Raw genomic sequence first — 21589 nt, forward strand, 5'->3', positions numbered from 1 at the left:
TCTTAACTCATTGAAAGATGCTTCGCAACTACTTCAAAATCGCCCTTCGCGGCCTCTGGCGCAACAAATTATACACCGGTTTGAACACGGGTGGGCTGGCGATTGGGCTGGCGGCCTGTCTGCTGATGGTCCTGTATGTCGGCCACGAGTTTTCGTACGATCGTTTCCACCCGAAAGCCGACCGGATTGTTCGGGTAACGACGGTTTTGAAAACGCCCGAGTCGTCCTTGGCAATTGCGTCGAGTCCGGTGCCGCTGTCGGATGCGCTCAAACGCGATTACCCGGAGGTCGAAACCGCCGTGCGTCTGCTGCCTTCCACGGCGGTGGTTCGGCTGCGGGATCAGCTCCGGAAAGAATCCGACGTCTATTATGCCGATCAGGCGGTTTTCTCGGTGTTCTCCTGGCCGCTGCTGGCCGGCAATCCGGTTTCGGCGCTGGCCAATCCCAACAGTATGGTTATTTCCGAACGGTTGGCCCGGACGTATTTTGGAACGACGGACGTGCTGGGGCAAACCCTTGAAGTCAACCGGCAACGCTGCCGGATCACCGGCGTGATGGCCGATCTGCCGAGCAATACCGATTTGCCCGTGCAGGCACTGCTGGCGAAAACGTTTGCCGGCCCCCGCTCGTGGGTGGAAGACGATTTTCCGTGTTATACGTACGTCCTCTTCCGTGAGCCGCCCAATCTGGCGGATTTTGATAAGAAGCTGACGCAACTCGCCGGGAAATATGCCAATCCCGAACTGAAAAAGATGGGCGCGGAGGGGTATACGATCCGCTTTCCGACGGAACTGCTGCAAGCGGTGCATTATCGGGAAGGCAAAATGGCCGACACGCCCAAGGGCAACCGGCAGTATGGTTATCTGTTCGCGTTTCTGTCGGTAGTTGTGCTGGCAATTGCGTTGCTGAACTATATTAACCTGTTGATGGCCAAGGCAACCGAACGGGCCAAAGAGGTTGGAATCCGGAAGGCCAACGGTGCCCGGCGCAGTCAGTTGGTCCGGCAGTTTTTGGTTGAATCGGGCCTTCTGAGCGGTTTTTCGATTGCCCTGGCTGTCGGGCTGGTGCTGGTTGCCATTCCGGGTTTCAATGCATTACTGCAAATCCGTCTGGCGCTTTCCGGGGTCGAAACCCTGCGACTGGCCGGTTTTACGTGGCTCATAACCACCTTGCTGGGCGGTTTGTACCCGGCTTTTGTGCTGTCCGGGTTCCGGCCGGTCGAGGGGCTGAAAGGGCGTGGTCCGGCGTTCCGGCTGGGCGCCTATGGCAGAAGCGCGTGGCTGCGCCAATCGGTCATCGTCTTTCAGTTTGTGCTGGCCGTTGGCATGATCGCGGGTGTTTTGGTGATCCGGCGGCAAATGAACTTCCTGCAAAAGCACGATCTGGGTTTTACGAAAGAACGCATATTGAGCCTCTATCTGCCCGACGATTCGACGGCGCGGGCGGGTGCGGTGGCCCTGGCCAACAGCCTGAAAGGGCGTAGTGAAATCGACGGAGTAACGCTGGGTTCGGGTTTGTCGTTCGACGGGTTATTGCCGATGGCTTCGACCACCCTGCGTACCAACGGACGGAAACGCGAAATTATGAGCAATTACCTATTCGTGGACGATCAGTTTGTGCCAATGCTGAACATCCCATTGAAAACCGGCCGGAATTTCTCGTCGCAATCCCGGGCCGACCAATCGGGCGGTTTTCTGGTCAACGAGGCTTTTGTCAAAATGGCGGGCTGGAAAGAGGGCGTCGGGCAGTCGCTGGCGGGTTTTAATCACAAAGGAACCGTCGTCGGCGTGGTGAAGAACTTTCACTACCGGTCGCTGCATACCGTCATTGAACCCCTGGTGCTGGTCTACCAGACCGAGCCCGCCAGTAGTGTTATGCTCAAGGTAAAACCGGATCAGCTGGCCGTCGTGCAAAAAATCTGGCAGCAGCACTACCCGCAGCATCCGTTCGATTATGCCTTTCTGGACCAGTCGGTTGAGGGCCAATACCGTAAAGATCAGGTGATGATGAAAATTTTTAACGGGTTTGCCGCATTAACAATCGTGGTTTCGTGTTTAGGTTTGTTTGGATTTGTTACCTTTACAACCGGGCAACGAACAAAAGAGATCGGCATACGCAAGATTCTGGGCGCATCCGTCGTTAACGTGTTGATATTGCTCTCCAAAGATTTTCTCAAGTTAGTTTTCATTGCCTTTTTCATCGCTGCACCGGTTGCCTGGTATGCACTGGATCGCTGGTTGCAGAATTTTGCGTACCGGGTTGGGTTGGAAGAATGGCTCTTTGTCGCAGCGGGCGGTCTGGTGATCCTGATCGCGTTGCTGACGATGTCGTTTCAGTCGATCAGTGCCGCCTTAATGAATCCAGTGAAGAGTTTGAAAAATGAATAATCTGTACCGGGAGTCCACGGATTTCAGGATTTTACATGAGATGGCTACCGTATTTTTCTAATCGTTTCTATCCCCGTTAATCCTTAAATCGGCGAAACTCCGTTCAGCCATCCGACAACAGTAAACACACATGAAAACAGCACTTACCCTCGCACTCTTAGGAATCAGCATGGTCGCCGTCGGGCAGGAACGCTCGTCCATTAGCCGGAACATCAGTGATAACGGAAAAACGTTGCGTATAAAGATCGACGTCGAACAGCCCAACCGGGAGATTCATTTCGACGAAGAATTCGACGCCACCGACATGAGCAAGGAGGAGAAAGACTATCTGGTGAGCCATATCCAGGATTCGTTGGGGGTGCACATTGTTGTGAGTCCACCGCGCCCGCCCAAAGCCCCCGCGTTTTCCCGCAACACAAAACCGCCCCGGTACGAATCGGGAGAGGGGGTGACGTCTAGCCGGACCGTCGGAAACCGGTCGAAAAACGAGGACAACCAACTTCCTAAAAACGTGATTGTGGCGCCGGACGGAACGCCCTATACGAAAACCGTCATCGAAGATCCTGAAAATAACCGCCTGAAACTCAAGTATGAATATAAGCTGGACGGCGAGGAGCACGTGTTCGAACGAACCCTGAACCTGCAGGGGAAAAGTGAAGCCGAAAAACAACGCCTGATTACCGATACCGAACATGGTCTGGGCTTGTCCAACGCCCGGAAGTAAGCGGAAAACCGGTTTTAACGGAACCGCCCCCAGAAAATCCCAACCGAAAGAACTCGCTTTCGGTTGGGATTTTCTGTTTTCAGCCAACCGAAGAAGGGAATGGATGGAAGATGAATGGCTTACAAATTCCTTGGCTACGCTGGGGTCTTTTGGCTGACCGTCTACAATAGTTTCATCGGATTGCAACGGCGGGCGATGAAAGGTGTCCTTGGAAAAAAGCCGGTCCTGAACCGGCCATGACACGTTTTAGACCTTCCTAAACCATGCTTCAAAACTACCTCAAAGTGGCGCTCCGTGGTCTCCGGCGCGATCCGGTTTATTCGGCCATTCCCTTAACCGGTTTATCCGTAGCCCTCGCCTTTGGCCTGCTGACGTACGCCTTCATACGGCATGAATACGCCTTCGACCGGTTTCATGCCGACGCCGACCGCATTTACCGGCTCGAGTCGACCGATTTGTTTGATTTTGAAGGCAAGCCAAAACGGCATCCGCTCAACCTGTCGTTTTTCCCGGCGGAAGAACACCGAAGCCTTATTTTTCCGGTGGTTTTTGGTCTCGAAATCAAAGCACAAATGCCCGAATTTCAGGCCATAATCCGTCTGTCGGGGCTGCGCGAAAGCATCGTCAAATACGGAACGAATGCGGTCTATGAGAAGGCGGTTTTGCATACGGATGCCAATTACTTCACGTTTTTTTCGCTGCCGTTAACGATCGGACGCCCGGAGCAGGTGCTGGCCGGTTTGCACCATGCCGTGATTTCGGAACGGCTTCGGCAAAAACTGTTTGCCCATGCGAATCCGATCGGGAAGACGATTCATTATGACGGTCAGCTCTACACAGTTTCGGGAGTGATGCAAAATCCGCCTTCGAATACGGCCCTGAGCGCCGAACTGGTGGTGCGGCTGGAAAGCGATGCTTCCTACGCCGGACAACTCGAACGGCGGTATACTACCAGTAATGTCTACACACTGGGCAAGCTGAGTCCAACGGCTTCGGTGTCGCAGGTATCCGCCAGACTGGCCCGGTCAGGCCCGCTGCTTTTTAAGGAATTGATCGATAACCTGCTGAAACAGGCGTCTCCGGAGCAGAAAAGCCGCCTGGCCCACCACCCGCTTCTCCTCACCATGCGTCCGTTACAGGATACGCATTTCTCGTTTTATGAACGCTGGAACCGGACGGTTTCGCCGACGAATGTGTACCTGCTGGTGTCGATCAGTGTGCTGATTCTGTTCGTTGCGGGGCTCAATTACATCATCATCGCCTTGTCGAAACTGGCGGGCCGCTTGCAGGAAGTGGGGGTTCGGAAAGTGGTGGGCGCGGCTCCGCGGCAACTGGCCGGGCAACTCTGGCTGGAAACCGTGTTGACCGTCACACTGGCAGCGGTGATTAGTCTGGTGCTGGCTCTTCTGCTGTTGCCGACGTTCAACGGCCTGACCGACCGGACGCTGACGGTTTGGGACGTGTGGCAAACCGGCAATCTGTTGGGGCTGCTGAGCATGGTGCTGGCCGTCAGCCTGATTGCCGGCGTCTATCCGGCTCTGCTGTTTGCCCGGTTTCGACCGACGTTATTGCTGGGGCAGAACCGGACCTACAAAATCAATCCGCTGGTGATTCAGGGGATGATGGGAACACAGTTCGTGCTGTCGCTCGTGCTGGTCATGGCGGCTCTCACCATGCACCGGCAGTTAAACTTTGTGCAGGAAAAAGAATTGGGGCTGACGAAAGAACTGGTATTGAAGATCAAAAACCTGGAACGGCTGGAAAAAGGCAGCGGTCCGCGGATTTACGAGCGGTTGTTGCGTTATCAGACCACGAATCCGGATGTGCTGCTGGTGGCCAGCAGTGCCGGCGGTTTCGGCGAGGATGCGTTCAACCGCAACGGGACCACCATCAATGGGCAAAAATACTGGGCGCTTCAGCAGGGCGTCGATTATAATTTCTTTCATTTGCTGGGCATCAAGCTCAAACAAGGGCGGCTTTTTTCGCCGGAATTCCGGTCGGATACCGCGAAAAGCGTGAAAGCCGTCGTGATCAATGAAACGCTGGCGAAGCTGCTGGGAGAGGAACTGGTGTTCAATAAACCGGTGGAGACGCTCAATGGCCGGACCATCATCGGTATTGTCAACGATCATAATATCGAACCGCTGACGAAAGCCATTCAGCCCGCCTACTACAAACTGGAGCTGGGTTTCCAGGGCGTCTTTTACCTGAAACTTACCCCCGGCAATCTTTCGGCGAAAGTGGAGCGGATCGCCCGCGACTGGGCGAAACTTTCCGACGGACAGCCCTTTGAATACTCGTTTCTGGACCAGGATCTGGCGGCCCGTTACCAGGAGTACCGACGCTGGATGATGCTGACCCAGCTGGCTACCGGTATGGCGTTGCTGATTGCGGCTCTGGGCCTGTTCGGCCTGGCGGGCATTCAGGCGGTGAACCGGGTTCGGGAAGTTGGCATCCGGAAAGTGATGGGGGCGACGGTGGGGCAACTGTGGCTCCTGCTTAACCGCCGGACGCTGGCGTTGGTGGCGGTGGCTTTTGCGCTGGCCATTCCGTTGTCAGGTTGGCTGCTGAACCGCTGGCTGGATGGGTTCGCCTACCGCATTCCGTTGAATTGGCCCATTTTTGCGCTCGCGGGCGGTTTGGGCTTCTTCGTGGCGCTGGCGGCTGTCAGTTACCATTCGGTCCGAACGGCGCTGATGAATCCGGTGAAGTCGCTGCGTTCCGAATAAGTGGTGGAGGGGTAAAGGCTCGGCTCTTACTCCTCTGCTCCGTTGGTTTATTTTATACCTGCTTCGGCCAGCAGCACCAGCAGAACGTTTTGTAAGCCCAACAGACCCTTGTCGTTGAGCCACCATTCGTTCAGGGCGTGCACGTTGCCGCCGATGCCTCCGCTGCCGATCGTAACGGCGGGAACACCCAGCGAAATAGGCGTATTGGCATTCGTTGACGAAACCTCCAGCCGGGGTTTGGCCCCCAGGTAGGTCGAAACCGCCATCGCCCGCTGAACGAGCGGAACCGTCGGTTCGGTTTTGCCCGAAGGCCGGTCGCCAATTTTCTTAACCTCAACGGTCAAATCCGGGCCGCTGCGTTTCAGGCTGTTTTCTTCCTTCAACGCCCGCTGAACGGCGGCTTGCAGCAACTGGTCGATGCCGTTCAGCCGCTCGGGGCTTTCGGAGCGCATATCGATTTCCATCCACGACTCAAACGGAATCGCATTAACCGACGTGCCACCCCCGATGACACTGACGCTGTAGGTGGTTTTGATGCCCTGGCGGGTAAACGGATCGGCTTCGCTGCTGAAGTAATGGATGGCTTTGCCCAGGGCGTGGTGCGGGTTCACAATGCCGAACGCACCGTACGAATGCCCGCCGGGGCCTTTGAACGTGATCCGGTAGCGATAAGAGCCCAGTCCCCGGTGAACGATGCCGCTGTAACCGGCCCCGTCAACGGAGATGCAGGCATTGATCTTCGAACCGTGCGTTTTAAAGAGGTGTTTCATCCCCCGCAAATCGCCCAATCCCTCTTCGCCGACCGTCCCGACAAACCAGACATCCGCGTCGGTTTCAATCTTCGCCTTTTCCAGCCCCCGCAAAACCGTCAGAATGGCCACCAGCCCGCGGGTGTCGTCGCCCACGCCGGGCGCGTAGAGCGTGTCGCCCTTCTGTTTCACCTTCACGTCGGTTCCTTCCGGAAAAACCGTATCCAGATGGCCTTCAACCACCACGGTTTTCTTTCCGGAGCGGCCTTTGCGTTTCGCAATCACATTCCCGATTTCGTCGATCCAGACCGAATCCGCCCCGGCTTCTTGCAGCATGGCGGCATATTTCCGGGCTTTGGCTTCTTCCTTAAACGGGGGCGCCGGGATTTCGGTGAGGGTGATCAAATCCTGCTTCGTCTGCGGCTCCAGCTCCTGGAACGTTTGAAAAACCGTTTTAACCGCCGGTCGATTCGTCAGCGCCTTGATCTCGTCGGTATAGCGTTTGTCAATCGGGACGGATTCCTGCGCGTGCAGCAACGTGGTGGAGGAACAAAGAAGGAAACAGACAAAAAGAGCGGAATTGAGCCGTTGTATCATGAATGGGTGATGAAGAAAAACCGGGATGATGGCCAAAAATAGTGATTTAAGCCTTATCCAAGGCTTTTGACCGGGTAAACTTATGCGCTCCGGAGCGTAGATTTTCGGATAGAACAGGGACTCTGGTGGGTGAGGATGATAACCTTAACTTTTTTTAACGTCCGTCCTTTTTCGGTTGTCCGTACCTTGGAACCGAAAATCAAGGCAGAAAACGATGCTACAAAATTACCTGAAAATGGCCTGGCGCAGCCTGCGGAAAAACCGGGGGTTCAGCTTCATCAATATTCTGGGCCTGGCGGTCGGGATGGCCGTGGCCACGCTGATCGGTCTCTGGGTCTGGGACGAACTGACGTTCGACCGGTTTTACGAAAACGAAGCGAACCTGTACCGGGTGATGCTGAACCGCACGGCCAACGGCGAAACCACCACCCAACCCAACGGCGCCTTGCCGCTGGGCGATGTGTTGCGAACCGAGCTACCGGAAATCAAACGGGTTGCTGAAAGTCTTCCCGCGACGATGCGGAGTGAAACCGCCCTTCAGGCTGGCGAGAAAAAAGTCCTGCGAAAAGGCCAGCACGTAGGAGAGGACTTTCTGACGATGTTCCGGTTTCCGATGCGGGCGGGCACCGGACAGTCGGCCCTGCACGATCCGAACGCAATTGTCCTGACCGAACAAACGGCCCGGTCACTTTTTGGCGATACCGACCCCGTGGGGAAAACGGTTCGGATTGATAATCAAGTTGATCTGAAAGTGAGCGGGGTGTTGAAAAAGCTGCCCGGCAACACCGCCTGGGATTTCGACTTCCTGATTCCGTTCCGGCACCTGGAGTTAACCCAGCCCTGGGTGCAGGCCAGCCGGACCAACTGGAACAACAACATGATCGAGTTTCTGATCGAACTGCATCCCAACGCCGACCGGGCCACTGTGGAGGCCAAACTGAAAGGCATCATCAAGCGGCACAATCCGGAATCAATCTTCGAAGCGTTTCTGCATCCGGTTTCGCAATGGCATTTATACGGCGAGTTTCAGAACGGAAAAAATACCGGCGGTTTCATTCGGTATGTGCGCTTATTCGGCATCGTGGCGCTGGCGGTTTTGCTGATTGCCTGTATCAATTTCATGAACCTGGCCACGGCCCGCTCCGAAAAACGGGCCCGAGAGGTCGGCGTCCGGAAGGCGGTCGGGTCGGTTCGGTCGCAGTTGGTCAGCCAGTTTCTGAGCGAGTCGCTGCTGACTGCGTTTCTGGCGTTCGGGCTGTCGCTGGGGCTGGTCGTGCTGCTGTTGCCGGTTTTTAACGAACTCACCCAGAAACAGCTTTCGTTTCCGGGATTCCTGCCTGTCTTCTGGCCGCTGGCGCTGGGCGTGACGGTTGTGACGGGCGTGCTGGCGGGCAGTTATCCGGCTTTCTACCTCTCCGGTTTTAAGGCCGTGCGGGTGCTGAAAGGCCGTGTGCACGTCGGCCGGAGCGCCAACTGGCCGCGTAAAATTCTGGTGGTGGTGCAGTTTTCGATCTGTATCGCGTTCATCATCAGTACCATGCTGGTTTATCAGCAGATTCAATATGCGAAAAACCGCCCGAGGGGCTACAATCCCGACCGGCTGCTGACGGTGTCGCTGACCAACGATCTGAACCGGAACTACGAGGCCGTGCGGAACGAGTTGCTGCGGTCGGGGGTGGTGGCGAGCGTCACCAAAGCGTCGAGTCCGGCCACGACGATAACGGGGGACACGCGGGTGGACTGGCCCGGTAAAGCCCCCGACGAAATCATGCGCCTGAACCTGATTGCGGCCACGCCGGATTATCTGCAAACGATGGGCATCAAACTGACAAGTGGCCGCAATTTCAGTCCGAGCGGAGCCGATTCCCTCTCGGTGATTCTGAACGAAGCCGCCGTGCGGGCAATGCGTTTGAAGGAGCCGCTGAATCAGGAAATGCGCCTGGTTTGGGACCCCGGCCGGACGTTGCGGGTGGTGGGCGTGGTCGAAAATTCGATCATTGAATCGCCGTACGCACCCGTCCATCCGCTCATCCTGCTGACCGGGCTTCCGTACGAAAACTACCTCATCTTCCGGCTGACGGCCGGGGTCGGCACGGCGCAGGCGCTGGCGCGGATCGAACCCGTTTTTCGGAAATTCAATCCGGCGTATCCGTTTGATTACCAGTTTGTCGATGCCGAATATAACCGTAAATTCAGACAGGAGGAATTGATCGGGAAGCTGGCGGGCGCCTTTGCCGTTCTGGCGGTTTTTATCGCCTGTCTGGGTTTGTTCGGGCTGGCGGCTTCGCTGGCCGAGCAGCGGACCAAGGAAGTCGGGATTCGGAAAGTGCTGGGAGCCAGCGTCACGAGTCTGTGGGGCTTACTGTCCCGCGAATTTGTGGGGCTGGTCATCGTGGCCTGCCTGCTGGCGTCGCCCGTGGCGGCTTATTTCCTGAACGACTGGCTGCAGCAGTTCGATTACCGCATCCGCCTGAGTGGCTGGGTGTTCGGGCTGGCCGGAGGGCTGGCGATTCTGATCGCCCTGCTGACGGTTTCGTTCCAAAGCCTCAAAGCGGCCCTCTCGAATCCGGTGAAATCCCTGCGTTCGGAGTGAAGACATAGGGCATAGGGTAGAACAAGAGCGGAAAGGGTCGTTACCAGTTCAGCCGCTCATTGCGCTCTCTATGCCCTTACGGGGCCATACCCTAAAAAAAGCATCCGCCCAGTGCGTTAATCGTTATCTTTAATCCATCGGGAATCTGATCGTTAAAGGACTATGAAGGCGCGCTGGTTGATTGGGGGAATCCTGGGAGTGCTGCTGGGGCAGACCGCAACCAGCCAGCCGAAACCGCTGACTGGAAACGGCTTGCAAGGTGATTATTACAACGGAACGAACTTCGAACAGAAAGTTTTCACCCGGACAGATCCGCAGATTAATTTTGACTGGGAGTGGGCAGGAAGTCCGGGACCGGGGCTGGGTCATTCGTATTATTCCATTCGCTGGACCGGCAAACTGTACGCCCCCAAAACCGGCGTTTACCTGTTTACGGCCAAGGTCGACGATGGCATCCGGCTTTGGGTGGGCGGCAAACGCGTCATCGATGTCTGGAGCCTCAATGATTCCAAGACCTTTATGGGCGAAATCCGGCTGGTGGCGGGTCGGTATTACGATCTGCGGGTTGATTTCTTCAACGACCGGCACGGTGGCAGCATCAGTTTATACTGGATTCCGCCCACGGAAACGCTCCCGGCCTACGTGTCGCGGCATCTGCTGTTCCGACCGGACTACAAACCGCCCAGAACCCGGGCTATGGCGGCCAGGCTGGCGGAAAAACCGGAATCCGAAAAGCCGAAGCCGCGCGTGATCGTCATTCGGGAAACCGCGTCACCCGCGCGGGCAACCCACGATTCGGCCGTCGCCAAGGCTCCTGTAAAAACCGCCGAACGGTTTGAAAACCTGAAAACCGGGGATAAACTGGTGCTGAATCAGGTGAATTTCGAACAAAGTGAATACCGCCTGCTGCCCGAATCGTACGCCGAACTGGATAAACTGGTGCGGACGATGAAACAGAACCCGAAACTGACCATCGAAATCAGCGGGCATACCGACAACGTGGGCGATCCGCGGCTGAATCTGGCGTTGTCTGAAAACCGTGCCCGCGTGATCGAGACGTATCTGGTCCGCAACGGCGTTGATCAGGAGCGGATTGAAACCAGAGGCTACGGCGGCACCCGGCCGGTCGCGGATAATGGGACGGAAGCCGGTCGCTCGAAAAACCGCCGGGTGGAGTTTGTGGTCAAATAACCTACCCGAAAACCGCCCCCGAAATCCGGATGCCGTACTTCCCGGCGACGCTGAATAACCCGCTGGCGTAAATAGCTGTAGATCAGGCTGCGAATTACCCTTCCCGTTATTGTCCGCAAATGGCCGGAAAAGCGTCCGTTTGCGGACATTTAATTTCCTCTGTAGTAAGTTAATATACTGATAGTTAGCAAGTTGGTTTTTCTGGTATACCATTTGGGAGAAAAAGAGAACGATCTACCCTTCTGCTTTACCATGCTACGAAACTACATCAAGATTGCCTGGCGGAGTCTGCTGAAAAACCGGCTTTATTCGTTTATCAACATTTTTGGTCTGGCCCTGGGCATGTCGTGCAGCCTGCTGATCGGTTTGTGGGTGAAAGACGAACTGAGCTACAACCGGTTTTTGCCGCATCTCGATGAAATCTTTTTCGTTCGGACCACCAGTGTTTACGAAGGAAAAATGGAAACAGGCACGCTGAGCCCCGGCCCGCTGGCGGGTGTTCTGAAGCGGGATGTGCCGGAAGTTCGCTACGCGACCAAGGTGCAGTTTCCGGATCAAATCCTAATTAAGGTAGGCGAAAAATCGACGAAGGAAACCGGTTTTTACGCAACAAAAGACTTCTTTCTGGTCTTCGACTACCCGGTTCTGGCAGGAAGTCCGCTGGTGGCGCATTCGCGGCTGGATCAGATCATTATCACCCGCAAAGTGGCCGAAAAGTTTTTCGGAACGGTCAACGCCGTGGGCAAGCGGTTGCAATTTAACAACACCACCTTTTATACCGTCGGGGCGGTTCTGGAAGATATGCCCCGCCAGTCGACGTTGCGGTTCGACTGGCTCATCAATTACGACGTGCAGGAAGCGGACTGGAAAAAAACCTGGGGTAACTTCTCCTTCCTGACGTACGTTCGGCTGGATTCGAATGCGGACCCGGCCAAAGCGGAGGCCAACATGAAAGACATTTACCGACGCAATACCGACTGGAAGGGCGTATCGACGCCCACGCTCCAACCGATGAAAGACGTGTATCTCTACGCGAAATACGAGAACGGCAAACCCGTTGGGGGGCGGATTGAGTACGTCCGGGTTTTTGCGCTGGTGGCCGTGTTTATGCTGCTGATTGCCTGCGTCAACTTCATGAATCTGGCGACGGCCCGTTCGGCCATGCGGGCCAAAGAAGTGGGCGTCCGGAAAGTGGTGGGTGCGCTGCGGTCGTCGCTGATCGGGCAGTTTATGAGTGAGTCGGTGCTGACGAGTCTGCTGGCGGTTTTTCTGGCGCTGGGGATGGTGAGCGTCGTCCTGCCGGTTTTTAATACGGTTTTTTCCAAACAATTAAGTCTGAACCTGGCTGATCCGGTGCTTTGGTTGGGTGTCGTGCTGTTGGTGTTAATAACTGGTTTTATATCAGGTAGTTACCCGGCGCTGTTTTTGTCGGGCCTGCAACCGATCCGCATTTTGAAAGGGACGATGAAATTTGGGGCCGGGGCCGCACTCTTCCGGCGGACGCTGGTAATTTTTCAGTTTACACTCTCTATTTTTCTGATCATCGGCATGCTGGCAGTCGGCTACCAGATGGAATACATCCGCACGAAAAACCTGGGCCTGGATCGGGAAAATGTGCTGTATATACCGCTGGAGAGCGAAACGTATAACCGGATGGAAGCGTTTCGGAAAGAACTGATCCGCAGACCCTCCATTGCTTCGGCTTCGGTCACGATGAGTTTGCCAACGGAGATTCAGGCTACTTCCGGGGATTTGACCTGGGCTGGCAAAAAACCGGAGGTCCCTTCCTGGGTTTCGACCATGTCGGTGGGCTATGATTTTCTGAAAACCATGAACATCAAGCTGGTGGATGGGCGGGATTTTTCGAGTGCCCGGAAAGCCGATTCGGCCTCGTACATCATCAACGAAGCGGCCGCCAGAATGATGGGGATGAAAAATCCGGTGGGTCAACAGGTCGGTTTCTGGATGGGCAAAGGACCCATCATTGGGGTCATGAAAGATTTTCACCTGCAATCGCTGCACAGCCCGATTACACCCCTGGTTCTGACGCTGATTCCCACCAATACGAGCTATTTGCTGGTGCGTCCCGAAAAAGGCAAAACCGCCGAAGCCATTGCCGAACTGGAGCAGGTAACCCGGACGTTCAATCCGGACTATCCGTTCGAATACCATTTTCTGGATGAAGCGTATGAGTGGATGTACCGCAGCGAACAGCAGGTGAATACGCTGATCAATTACTTCGGAACGCTGGCGATTCTGATTTCGTGCCTGGGGTTGTTTGCCCTGGCGGCTTTCACGGCGGAGCAGCGGAAGAAAGAAATCGGCGTTCGGAAGGTGCTGGGAGCATCGGTCGGTAGTCTGGTGGCCCTGACCTCCAAAGACTTTCTGAAACTGGTGCTGGTGGCGCTGGTGCTGGCGTCTCCGCTGGCGTGGTGGGCCGTTACGGAATGGCTGAAAACGTTCCAGTACCGCATCCAGCTATCGTGGAGTCTGTTCGTCATGGCGGGCGTGCTGGCCGTTCTGATTGCTTTTATAACCGTGAGTTACCAGAGCATCAAAGCCGCGCTGACGAACCCGGTGACCTCGCTGCGCTCGGAATGAAGGAATTATGAATTAAGAGTGAAGAGTTGGCTCCGCCATTTTCAGGGAACTGGGCAGCGCCAACTCTTCACTCATCACTCATCACTAAAATGCTAAGGAACTACCTCAAAATCGCCCTGCGGACGCTGCAACGGTATCGGACGTATAGCCTGCTGAACATCATTGGGTTGGCGGTGGGGCTGGGCTGCGGCATGCTGATTTTTCTGGTGATTGGCTTCCAACTTCGGTTTGATGCCTACCACCAGAAGGCCGACCGGATTTACCGTGTCGTGACGGAGCTGCACCACGAAAACCGGGGCTATAACCGGGGAACGCCGAAGGTTCTGGGGGAGGTCCTCCGGCGGGATTATCCATTGATCGAGACGACGGCCCGGATCAAACGGCTGCGGAGCTGCCTGCTGAGCATCCCGAACCCCGCGGGCGGTTTTCAAAAGAAATTTCAGGAGGACCGCAGCGTCTGTTTTGCCGAACCGCAGTTGTTTGATGCGTTCGATTTTGCGTGGAAAACCGGAAGCCCCGAAGCCGCCCTGACCACGCCGAATTCGGTGGTGTTGACGGAAAAAATGGCCCGGAAGTATTTTGGCGATGCCAACCCGATTGGGCGGCTGATCCGGCTGGATAATCAGTGGAACCTGACCGTAACGGGTGTGCTGAAAGATCATCCGATTCATACGAACCTGAGCGACGAAGCCTACATCTCCTACAACACGCTGGCGGTTTTGAGCGAAGAATCAGCCCAGTCGCTCCGGCGCTGGACCGACCTCGACAGCGAAGAAATGACCTACGTGGTGCTGCCTGAATCGACGCCGGTGGCTCAGGTAAATGCTATTTTTCCGGCCCTGATTAATCGGTATTACAACGGAAAAGAGCGGAAAATCTACCGGTTTTATTTACAGCCGCTCAGCGATGTGCATTATAATACCCGGTTTGGAGGCAAAGTACAGCGGAAACTGCTCTATGCGATGGGGGCCGTCGGGCTGTTTCTGATTCTGGCGGCCTGCATCAATTTCGTCAATATGTCGACGGCTCACGCGCTCCGGCGCTCGAAAGAGGTCGGCGTTCGCAAGGCGATGGGCAGCACGCGGGGGCAATTGTTCGGGCAGTTTATGGCCGAAACCGCCCTCATTACGCTCGTCGCGGTGGGCGTGGCGCTGGCGATTGCCCAGGCCGGGCTGCCGTTGATCAATCAGTCGATGGCGGTTTTTAACGCCAATCTGGCCTTGACGGATTTACTGGCTCCCCAACCGCTGGCGCTTTTGCTGGCCCTGGTTGGGCTGGTGATCGGTTTGTCCGGTTTTTATCCGTCCACGGTTTTGTCCGGTTTTAACCCGATTGCGGCCCTGCGCAGCCGCGTGAATGTGGAGCAGGTGGGCGGTATTTCGGTGCGTCGTGGACTGGTGGTGGTTCAGTTTTTTATTACCCAACTGTTCGTGATCGTTGTTATTGTCATCATGTCGCAACTGCGGCACATCCGGCAAACCGAACTGGGCTTTACGAAAGATCCCATTCTGACCATTCCGGTGCCGACCAGCGACCCGGTCCGGCAGCAAACCTTGCGCAACCGCCTGCTCGAACTGGGAACGGTTCAGAACGTGGCGCTGGGCAACCGCCCACCGGCCTCGAGCTCCATCAGCCAATCGTCGTTTACGTACGATAACCGGGCCGAACCAGAAAAATTCGATACCCAGACCAAGGTGGGCGATCCGCAATATATCCCGCTTTTTGGGCTGAAACTGCTCGCCGGACGGAACTTCCTGACCAACGATTCGACAAACCGGGAGGTGATTGTGAACGAAACGATGGTGAAACAACTGGGGGTTACGTCGATCCAGGCGGTTTTGGGGAAACGGCTGAATGTGTGGGATGAAGACCGGACCATTGTGGGGGTCGTCAACGACTTCCACGTCAATTCGCTCCGGATGGCCGTCGGCCCCCTGGTTCTTTTCAACCAGCCGTCGGCCAACCAGATGGCCGCCCTGAAAATCGGCACCGGCCAGGTACCCGAAACGCTGAAACAGGTGGAAGAAACCTGGAATAGCCTATTCCCGGAACACGCTTTTCATTACCAATTTACGGACGATATCCTCGACCAGTTTTACGTGGCCGAAACCATCATGCTCGGGTTTGCGCAGGTATTTTCAGGGATTGCGATCCTGATCGGCTGTCTGGGCCTGTTCGGGCTGGTGTCGTTCATGGCCGAATCCAAAACCAAGGAGATTGGCGTGCGGAAAGTGCTGGGGGCCACGGTCCCGCAGATTCTCTGGCTGTTTGGCCGGGAGTTTGGTCGGCTCATTTTGCTGGGCTTTGTGGTGGCCGCTCCGCTGGGCTGGTGGTTGATGGATGCGTGGTTACGAGATTATACATACCGGATTCAGGTGGCGTGGTGGGTTTTCGCGCTGGCACTTCTGCTAGTGACCATCATTACCGTCGTAACGGTTTCGTATCAATCCATCAAAGCGGCCTTAACCAACCCGGTTATTTCACTCCGTTCGGAATGAAGGAATTATGAATTAAGAGTGAAGAGTTGGCTCCGCCATTTTCAGGTAATTGGGCAGCGCCAACTCTTAACTCATCACTCTTAACTCATCACTCTATAATTCTTAACTCCTAAAACAACAATGCTAAAAAACTATCTCCTTACGGCCCTCCGCGCGTTTCGGCGCAACTGGAATTACTCCTTCATCAACGTCATTGGCCTGACCCTCAGCCTGGCGTGCTGCCTGCTGCTGTTTGTCGTGATTCGGTACGAACTGAGTTTCGACCGGCATCATGCCAACGCGGATCAGACGTATCGGGTGGTCCGGCATTTCACCAAACCGGAAGATGGCTATAACGTAGGGATGCCCTTGCCGGTGGTAGCCGCCATCCGCAATGATTTTCCCGAACTCAAACAGCAGGTTACGCTAATCAATGACGTCCGCAACCCGCTGATTGCGGTGGAAGATGTGGCGCGGAAAGGAGTCATGCGCCGGTTTCAGGAAGAAAGTGGCATTATGGCCTTTGCGGAACCGCAGTACTTTAATTTGTTTGATTACCAGTGGATTAGTGGTGATCCGGCCACGGCCCTGGACCGCCCCGGTACGGTGGTTATTTCTGATGAAATCGCCCGGAAATACTTTGGCGATGCCGACCCGATGGGGCGAAAAATGAAGATCGATAACAAACTGGATGTGCTCGTTACGGGGATTGTCGCCAACCCGCCCGTGACGACCAGCGTTCCGTTTAAAATGCTGGTTTCGTTTGCGTCGCTGAAGCAGTACGGCGCGAATACGAACTGGGACGACTGGGGGTCATCCTACAGCGGTTCACAGCTCTATCTGACGTTGCCAAAAACCGTTACGGCGGCTGCAATGGAAACAAAACTGGTGCCTTTTCTCCGGAAATATGTGCGGGAAGAAGACGCCCGGGATCAGAAATACGAGCTCCAGCCGTTGACGGAAATCCATTATAATACCGAGATGAATAACTATGCCGAACGGTCCATCAGCCAACGGATGATCTGGGCGATGGCGTTGGTCGGCCTGTTTCTGCTGATCACGGCCTGCGTGAACTTCGTGAATCTGGCAACGGCCCAGGCCATCCGGCGGTCGAAAGAAGTGGGTGTCCGGAAAGTACTGGGCAGTTCGCGGGTGCAACTGGTGCGGCAATTTCTGGGCGAAACCAGTTTCCTGACCGGGCTGGCGGTTTTGCTGGCGTTGGTGATTGCGCATTTCTCGGTCTCATCCGTGGCCGAACTACTGAACGTGAAAATACCGACCAACCTGTTTGCCGATCCGCTGGTATTGGTTTTTCTGATTCTGCTGGCGGTATTCACCACGGTTTTGGCGGGTTTCTATCCGGCGCTCGTCCTGTCGGGCTACCAGCCGGTGCTGGCGTTGAAAGGCAAAATGAAAGGACTGGGCAGCGGGCAGCTGGCGCTGCGCCGGAGCCTGATTGTTCTGCAATTTACCATTTCGCAGACGTTGATTATCGGTACGGTGATCGTCTATAACCAGATGGATTATTTCCGGAATGCCGATTTAGGGTTCCGCAAAGAGTCGGTGGTGATGATTCCGATTCCGGAGCGAAAACCGGGACAACTTGAATCCCTGAAGGCCAAAATAGCGGATTTACCCGGCATCGGGGCGATGAGCTTCGGCTTTTCGTCGCCTTCCGCCCGGGGGAACTGGTGGACAAGCTTCCGGTACGAAAACCGTGAAAAAGAGGAAGATTATGCCATTGTGATGCGTCCCGCCGATACATCCTACATCCATACTTACGGGGTGAAACTGCTTGCCGGACGGGGCTACCTGCCCGCCGATACCATGCGGGAAGCGGTGGTGAACGAGCGGTTTGTTACCAAACTTGGTTTCCGGCAGCCGAACGAGATTCTGAATAAAACGATTTTGGTGAACGGTCGGCGGTTGCCGATTGTGGGCGTTGTCAAAAACTTCAACACGTTTTCGATGCATCAGGAAACCGAACCCTGCGTGCTGACTACGCACCGGAATATGTACTGGAATCTGGGCATTCGGGTGACGGGTAATGCGGCTCAGGTCGGCCAGACGCTCGCGGCTGTCGAAACCGCCTGGGCGCAGACCTTCCCGGAGTTTTTGTTCAAGTACGACTATCTGGATAAAACCATCGCGAACTTCTACGCGGCTGAGGAACGACAATATGCCTTGTTTCGGCTGCTGGCGGGCATTGCCATCTTTATCGGCTGTCTGGGCCTGTACGGCGTAGTGGCGTTCATGGCCGAATCGCGGACGAAAGAGGTTGGTATCCGGAAAGTATTGGGAGCCTCCACGACGCACATTTTCGGCCTGTTCTCGTTCCAGTTCCTGAAACTGGTGTTGGTGGCCCTGGTGCTGGCGGCACCGATTGCCTGGTATTTTACCGACAAGTGGTTGCAGGACTTTGCCTACAAAATTACGGTTCAGTGGTGGATGTTTGCCGTAGCGGGTCTGATGGCCGCCGTCATCGCGCTGGTGACCGTGAGTTTCCAAAGTATCCGGGCGGCTTTGATGAACCCGGTAACCTCTCTCCGGTCGGAATGAGGAATTAAGAGTTAAGAGTTGGCTGACGCATTAACTCTTAACTCAAAGAAAGCTATTCAAATCGAGTTGGAGGATTTCGGAGAAGGAGGAGTTTTCGGTCAGGCCGCCGTCGCCTTTGCGGTAACGAAGCCATTGTTGGGTTCTGTAATCATAAATGAATCCTTCGAGAATACCGTAGAAACCGTCATCAATTAAGTGAACAACTTTATGCAAATCACCTTTTAGTCCGTTTGTATGACATACTTCGATAATGACAAGGGTCTGAGCTGTTGCATTGTCACGCAATAAGATGTCTGGAACAAGACTCGCTTTGCCTTCATCGAGCATGGTTTCGGGCAGCGGTTCCAGACGGATGGTTTTTTCGCGGTGGAAGAGGACGCCCAGACCCATTGTTAGCTTGGCAATAATCCGTTGATGATCGACAGGAGCCCAAACACCCTGATCTTCGTTAACAACTGATAAAGGATTTGTGGATGGGAAATACATTGGAGTACATTTTTAAGTAGTAAACCTAATTTGATTAAACAAACATACCCAAAAAGCGCATGCTTCGCAATTACCTCAAAACCACCTGGCGCAGCCTGATCCGCAACCGGAATTACGCGCTGATCAACCTCACGGGACTAACCCTGGGGCTGGGCGTTGCGATCGTGTTGTTCTGGATTGTGCGGTTTGAATACAGCTTCGACCGGTATCATGCGAAAGCCGACCGACTGTACCGGATTATTTCCAAGAATCGCTACGGGGAACAGAGTACGTATGTGCCGCAGGGCGCGATCAAGGCGCTGAAGGAGCAGGTTCCGGGAGTTGACGGTGCGGCCAGTGTCTACGGCACCGAGTCCAGCGGCTTGCGGGTTGGACAGGCTATTTTTAACGTGAAAAATGTCTTTTTCGCACCCCCGCAATTTCTGGAAATGATTGACGTGGCTTGGGTGGCCGGATCGGCGCGGTCGTCGCTCAGCCAGCCCGGTCAGGTAGTGCTCGACGAACCCACGGCCCGGCGGTTTTTCGGCAACGGCACAGCGATGGGGAAAACCGTCCGGTTGAATAACCAGATTGATCTGGTGGTGGCGGGGATTATCCGCAAAATGCCGGTCAATACCGAGTTTCAATTTCAGGTGGTGGCGTCCCGCGAAACCCTGAAACGAATCCGCCCCGAGTTCAGGCACGAAGACTATTGGGGTGGGGGCGACTCGATGCACCACGGCTATGTGGTTCTGGAACCGGGCGTTTCGGCGGCTGCCGTTGAAACGGCGCTCACGACGCTTGCCCGGCAACACCAGAACGACTCGGCCAGCAGCGGCTTCCGCTTGCTGCCGCTCACCGAGGTTCACCGCGACACGGAAAGCGACCCGGATCCGTTCAATTACGTGATTCCACAGTGGATGCTCAATACCCTGGCCGTTATCGGTCTGTTTCTGATTCTCATTGCCTGCATCAATTTTGTCAATCTGGCCACAGTTCAGGCCGTTCAGCGCAGCCGCGAAATTGCCGTCCGGAAAGTGCTGGGCAGCAGCCGGAAGCAACTGATGGTTCAGTTTTTCGGTGAAACCGCTTTCCTGGTGTTTGTGGCCATCGGTCTGGGCGGTTTGCTGGCTACGCAGTTGATCCCGTTCGCTGATCAGTGGTTGACTACGCAGGTGACGCAATCGGCCGTTTGGGACGGAAACACCATCGCGTTTCTGCTGGCATTGGGCGTGGTCGTCACGGTTTTGGCCGGTTTTTATCCGGCGCTGGTGTTGTCCGGTTTTCAGCCCGTGAAGGTGTTGCGGGGGCGGTTTTTGGTGGCCCGGCCTACCGGAATTTCGCTGCGGTCGTCGCTGGTGGTTGCCCAATTCGTTATTGCGCAGGTGCTCGTCATCTGTATGTTGATCGGCAATCAACAGATTCGCTATTTCTACGAAACCGACCTGGGCTTTGATAAAAAAGCCGTCGTGACGGTCGACGTGCCGGACTGGGGTAAGGGTGTTTTGCGGGAACGGTTCCGGCGGCAACTGCTCCAGCATCCGGAAATAAAAGAGGTGGCTTTTGCCCTAACCACGCCGTCGAGCAACCACAACTGGTGGTGGCGAACTGTTCACCATCCTAATCTGCCCAACGGCATGAACGAATTTCGGATGCAATACGTCGATACCAACTACTTCCATTTTTTCAAAATCCCGCTGGTGGCCGGTCGGTCATGGACGCGGGCCGATACGAATACGGTGGCGGTTATCAACGAAAAAGCCGCCCGGGATTTCGGCTATCAGAATCCGGAAAAAGCCATTGGGGAGCGGATCAATCTGGGCGATAATCAACTGTTTACGGTGATGGGCGTCGTGAAGGATTATCACTCGCAGAGCCTGCGGTCGGCGATTGTGCCGCACATTTTTTTCTACGCCGACTGGAATTTTCAGCAGGCCAGCATCCGCATCGATCCCCAACAACAGACGACGGCTTTGCAGCACATCGAACAGGACTGGAAAGCGGTTTTTCCGAACCATTATTTTGAAGCCGGTTTTCTGGATCAGGACCTTAAAGCCTTCTACGACGACGAACGCAAAATTACCAACTTCCTGACACTCTTTACCGCCGTCGGCATCCTGATCGGCTGTCTGGGCCTGTTCGGGCTGGTGTCGTTTGTGGTGACGCAGCGTACGAAGGAAATCGGTATCCGGAAAGTGCTGGGCGCAACGGTTTCCGGCATCGTTTCGCTGCTGTCGAAAGACTTTCTCAAACTCGTTTTGCTGGCCTTTGCGATTGCGGCACCGATTGGCTGGTACGCCATGAACCGGTTTTTACAAAGCTATGCGTACAAAATTGAGATCGACGGGTGGACGTTTGTGCTGGCGGGCGGTTTGGCCGGTAGCGTTGCGCTTATAACGGTTTCGGTTCAGTCTATCAAAGCTGCCCTGACCAATCCGGCTACCTCCCTGCGGTCGGAATGAAGAGTGATGAGTTATGAGTTAAGGCGTCAGCCAACTCATAACTCATCACTCTTCA

At 55.2% G+C, this 21589-nt stretch carries 11 protein-coding genes; 9 read left to right on the top strand and 2 right to left on the bottom strand.

All coding sequences use genetic code 11. From position 1 onward, the window contains the following. The first annotated feature begins 17 nt into the window (after positions 1-17). The 3 genes from ACFPMF_RS16765 to ACFPMF_RS16775 all read left to right on the top strand — a co-directional run bounded on the left by ACFPMF_RS16765 (position 18) and on the right by ACFPMF_RS16775 (position 5840). Positions 18-2387 carry an ABC transporter permease gene (locus tag ACFPMF_RS16765; RefSeq protein WP_379847302.1) on the top strand — a complete coding sequence of 790 codons (2370 nt, stop codon included), beginning with the start codon at positions 18-20 and terminating at the stop codon, positions 2385-2387. A 130-nt stretch (positions 2388-2517) separates the two neighbouring features. Beyond that, complete coding sequence (locus ACFPMF_RS16770; RefSeq protein ID WP_379847305.1) at positions 2518-3111, top strand: hypothetical protein; 594 nt, start codon at positions 2518-2520, stop codon at positions 3109-3111. A gap of 263 nt (positions 3112-3374) precedes the next feature. Continuing rightward, positions 3375-5840 (top strand): ABC transporter permease, encoded by a 2466-nt coding sequence (locus ACFPMF_RS16775; RefSeq protein ID WP_379847308.1) that lies wholly within the window; start codon positions 3375-3377, stop codon positions 5838-5840. Positions 5841-5887: 47 nt separating this feature from the next. Here the strand turns inward: ACFPMF_RS16775 and ACFPMF_RS16780 are convergent, their stop codons facing one another. Next, the gene (locus ACFPMF_RS16780; protein ID WP_379847310.1) at positions 5888-7186 is read right to left on the bottom strand and encodes a M20/M25/M40 family metallo-hydrolase; all 1299 of its coding nucleotides are present in this window, start codon (positions 7184-7186) and stop codon (positions 5888-5890) included. A gap of 214 nt (positions 7187-7400) precedes the next feature. On the opposite strand from ACFPMF_RS16780, the gene ACFPMF_RS16785 reads away from it, so the two are divergent. The 5 genes from ACFPMF_RS16785 to ACFPMF_RS16805 all read left to right on the top strand — a co-directional run bounded on the left by ACFPMF_RS16785 (position 7401) and on the right by ACFPMF_RS16805 (position 18607). Continuing rightward, on the top strand, positions 7401-9779 hold the full coding sequence (locus ACFPMF_RS16785; RefSeq protein WP_379847312.1) for an ABC transporter permease: 2379 nt from the start codon (positions 7401-7403) through the stop codon (positions 9777-9779). A 162-nt stretch (positions 9780-9941) separates the two neighbouring features. After that, positions 9942-10970, top strand: a complete 1029-nt coding sequence (locus ACFPMF_RS16790) for a PA14 domain-containing protein (protein WP_379847315.1) — start codon at positions 9942-9944, stop codon at positions 10968-10970. Positions 10971-11222: 252 nt separating this feature from the next. Continuing rightward, complete coding sequence (locus tag ACFPMF_RS16795) at positions 11223-13571, top strand: ABC transporter permease (RefSeq protein ID WP_379847317.1); 2349 nt, start codon at positions 11223-11225, stop codon at positions 13569-13571. An 89-nt stretch (positions 13572-13660) separates the two neighbouring features. Then, positions 13661-16069: an ABC transporter permease gene (locus ACFPMF_RS16800; RefSeq protein WP_379847320.1), complete on the top strand. Its 2409-nt coding sequence runs from the start codon at positions 13661-13663 to the stop codon at positions 16067-16069. A 120-nt stretch (positions 16070-16189) separates the two neighbouring features. Then, positions 16190-18607 carry an ABC transporter permease gene (locus ACFPMF_RS16805; protein ID WP_379847323.1) on the top strand — a complete coding sequence of 806 codons (2418 nt, stop codon included), beginning with the start codon at positions 16190-16192 and terminating at the stop codon, positions 18605-18607. A 42-nt stretch (positions 18608-18649) separates the two neighbouring features. Here the strand turns inward: ACFPMF_RS16805 and ACFPMF_RS16810 are convergent, their stop codons facing one another. Beyond that, positions 18650-19093: a hypothetical protein gene (locus ACFPMF_RS16810; protein WP_379847326.1), complete on the bottom strand. Its 444-nt coding sequence runs from the start codon at positions 19091-19093 to the stop codon at positions 18650-18652. A gap of 59 nt (positions 19094-19152) precedes the next feature. On the opposite strand from ACFPMF_RS16810, the gene ACFPMF_RS16815 reads away from it, so the two are divergent. After that, positions 19153-21534: an ABC transporter permease gene (locus ACFPMF_RS16815; RefSeq protein ID WP_379847329.1), complete on the top strand. Its 2382-nt coding sequence runs from the start codon at positions 19153-19155 to the stop codon at positions 21532-21534. The last annotated feature ends 55 nt before the right edge of the window (positions 21535-21589 follow it).

The organism is Larkinella bovis, assembly GCF_042655385.1.
Classification (GTDB): Bacteria; Bacteroidota; Bacteroidia; order Cytophagales; family Spirosomataceae; genus Larkinella; species Larkinella bovis.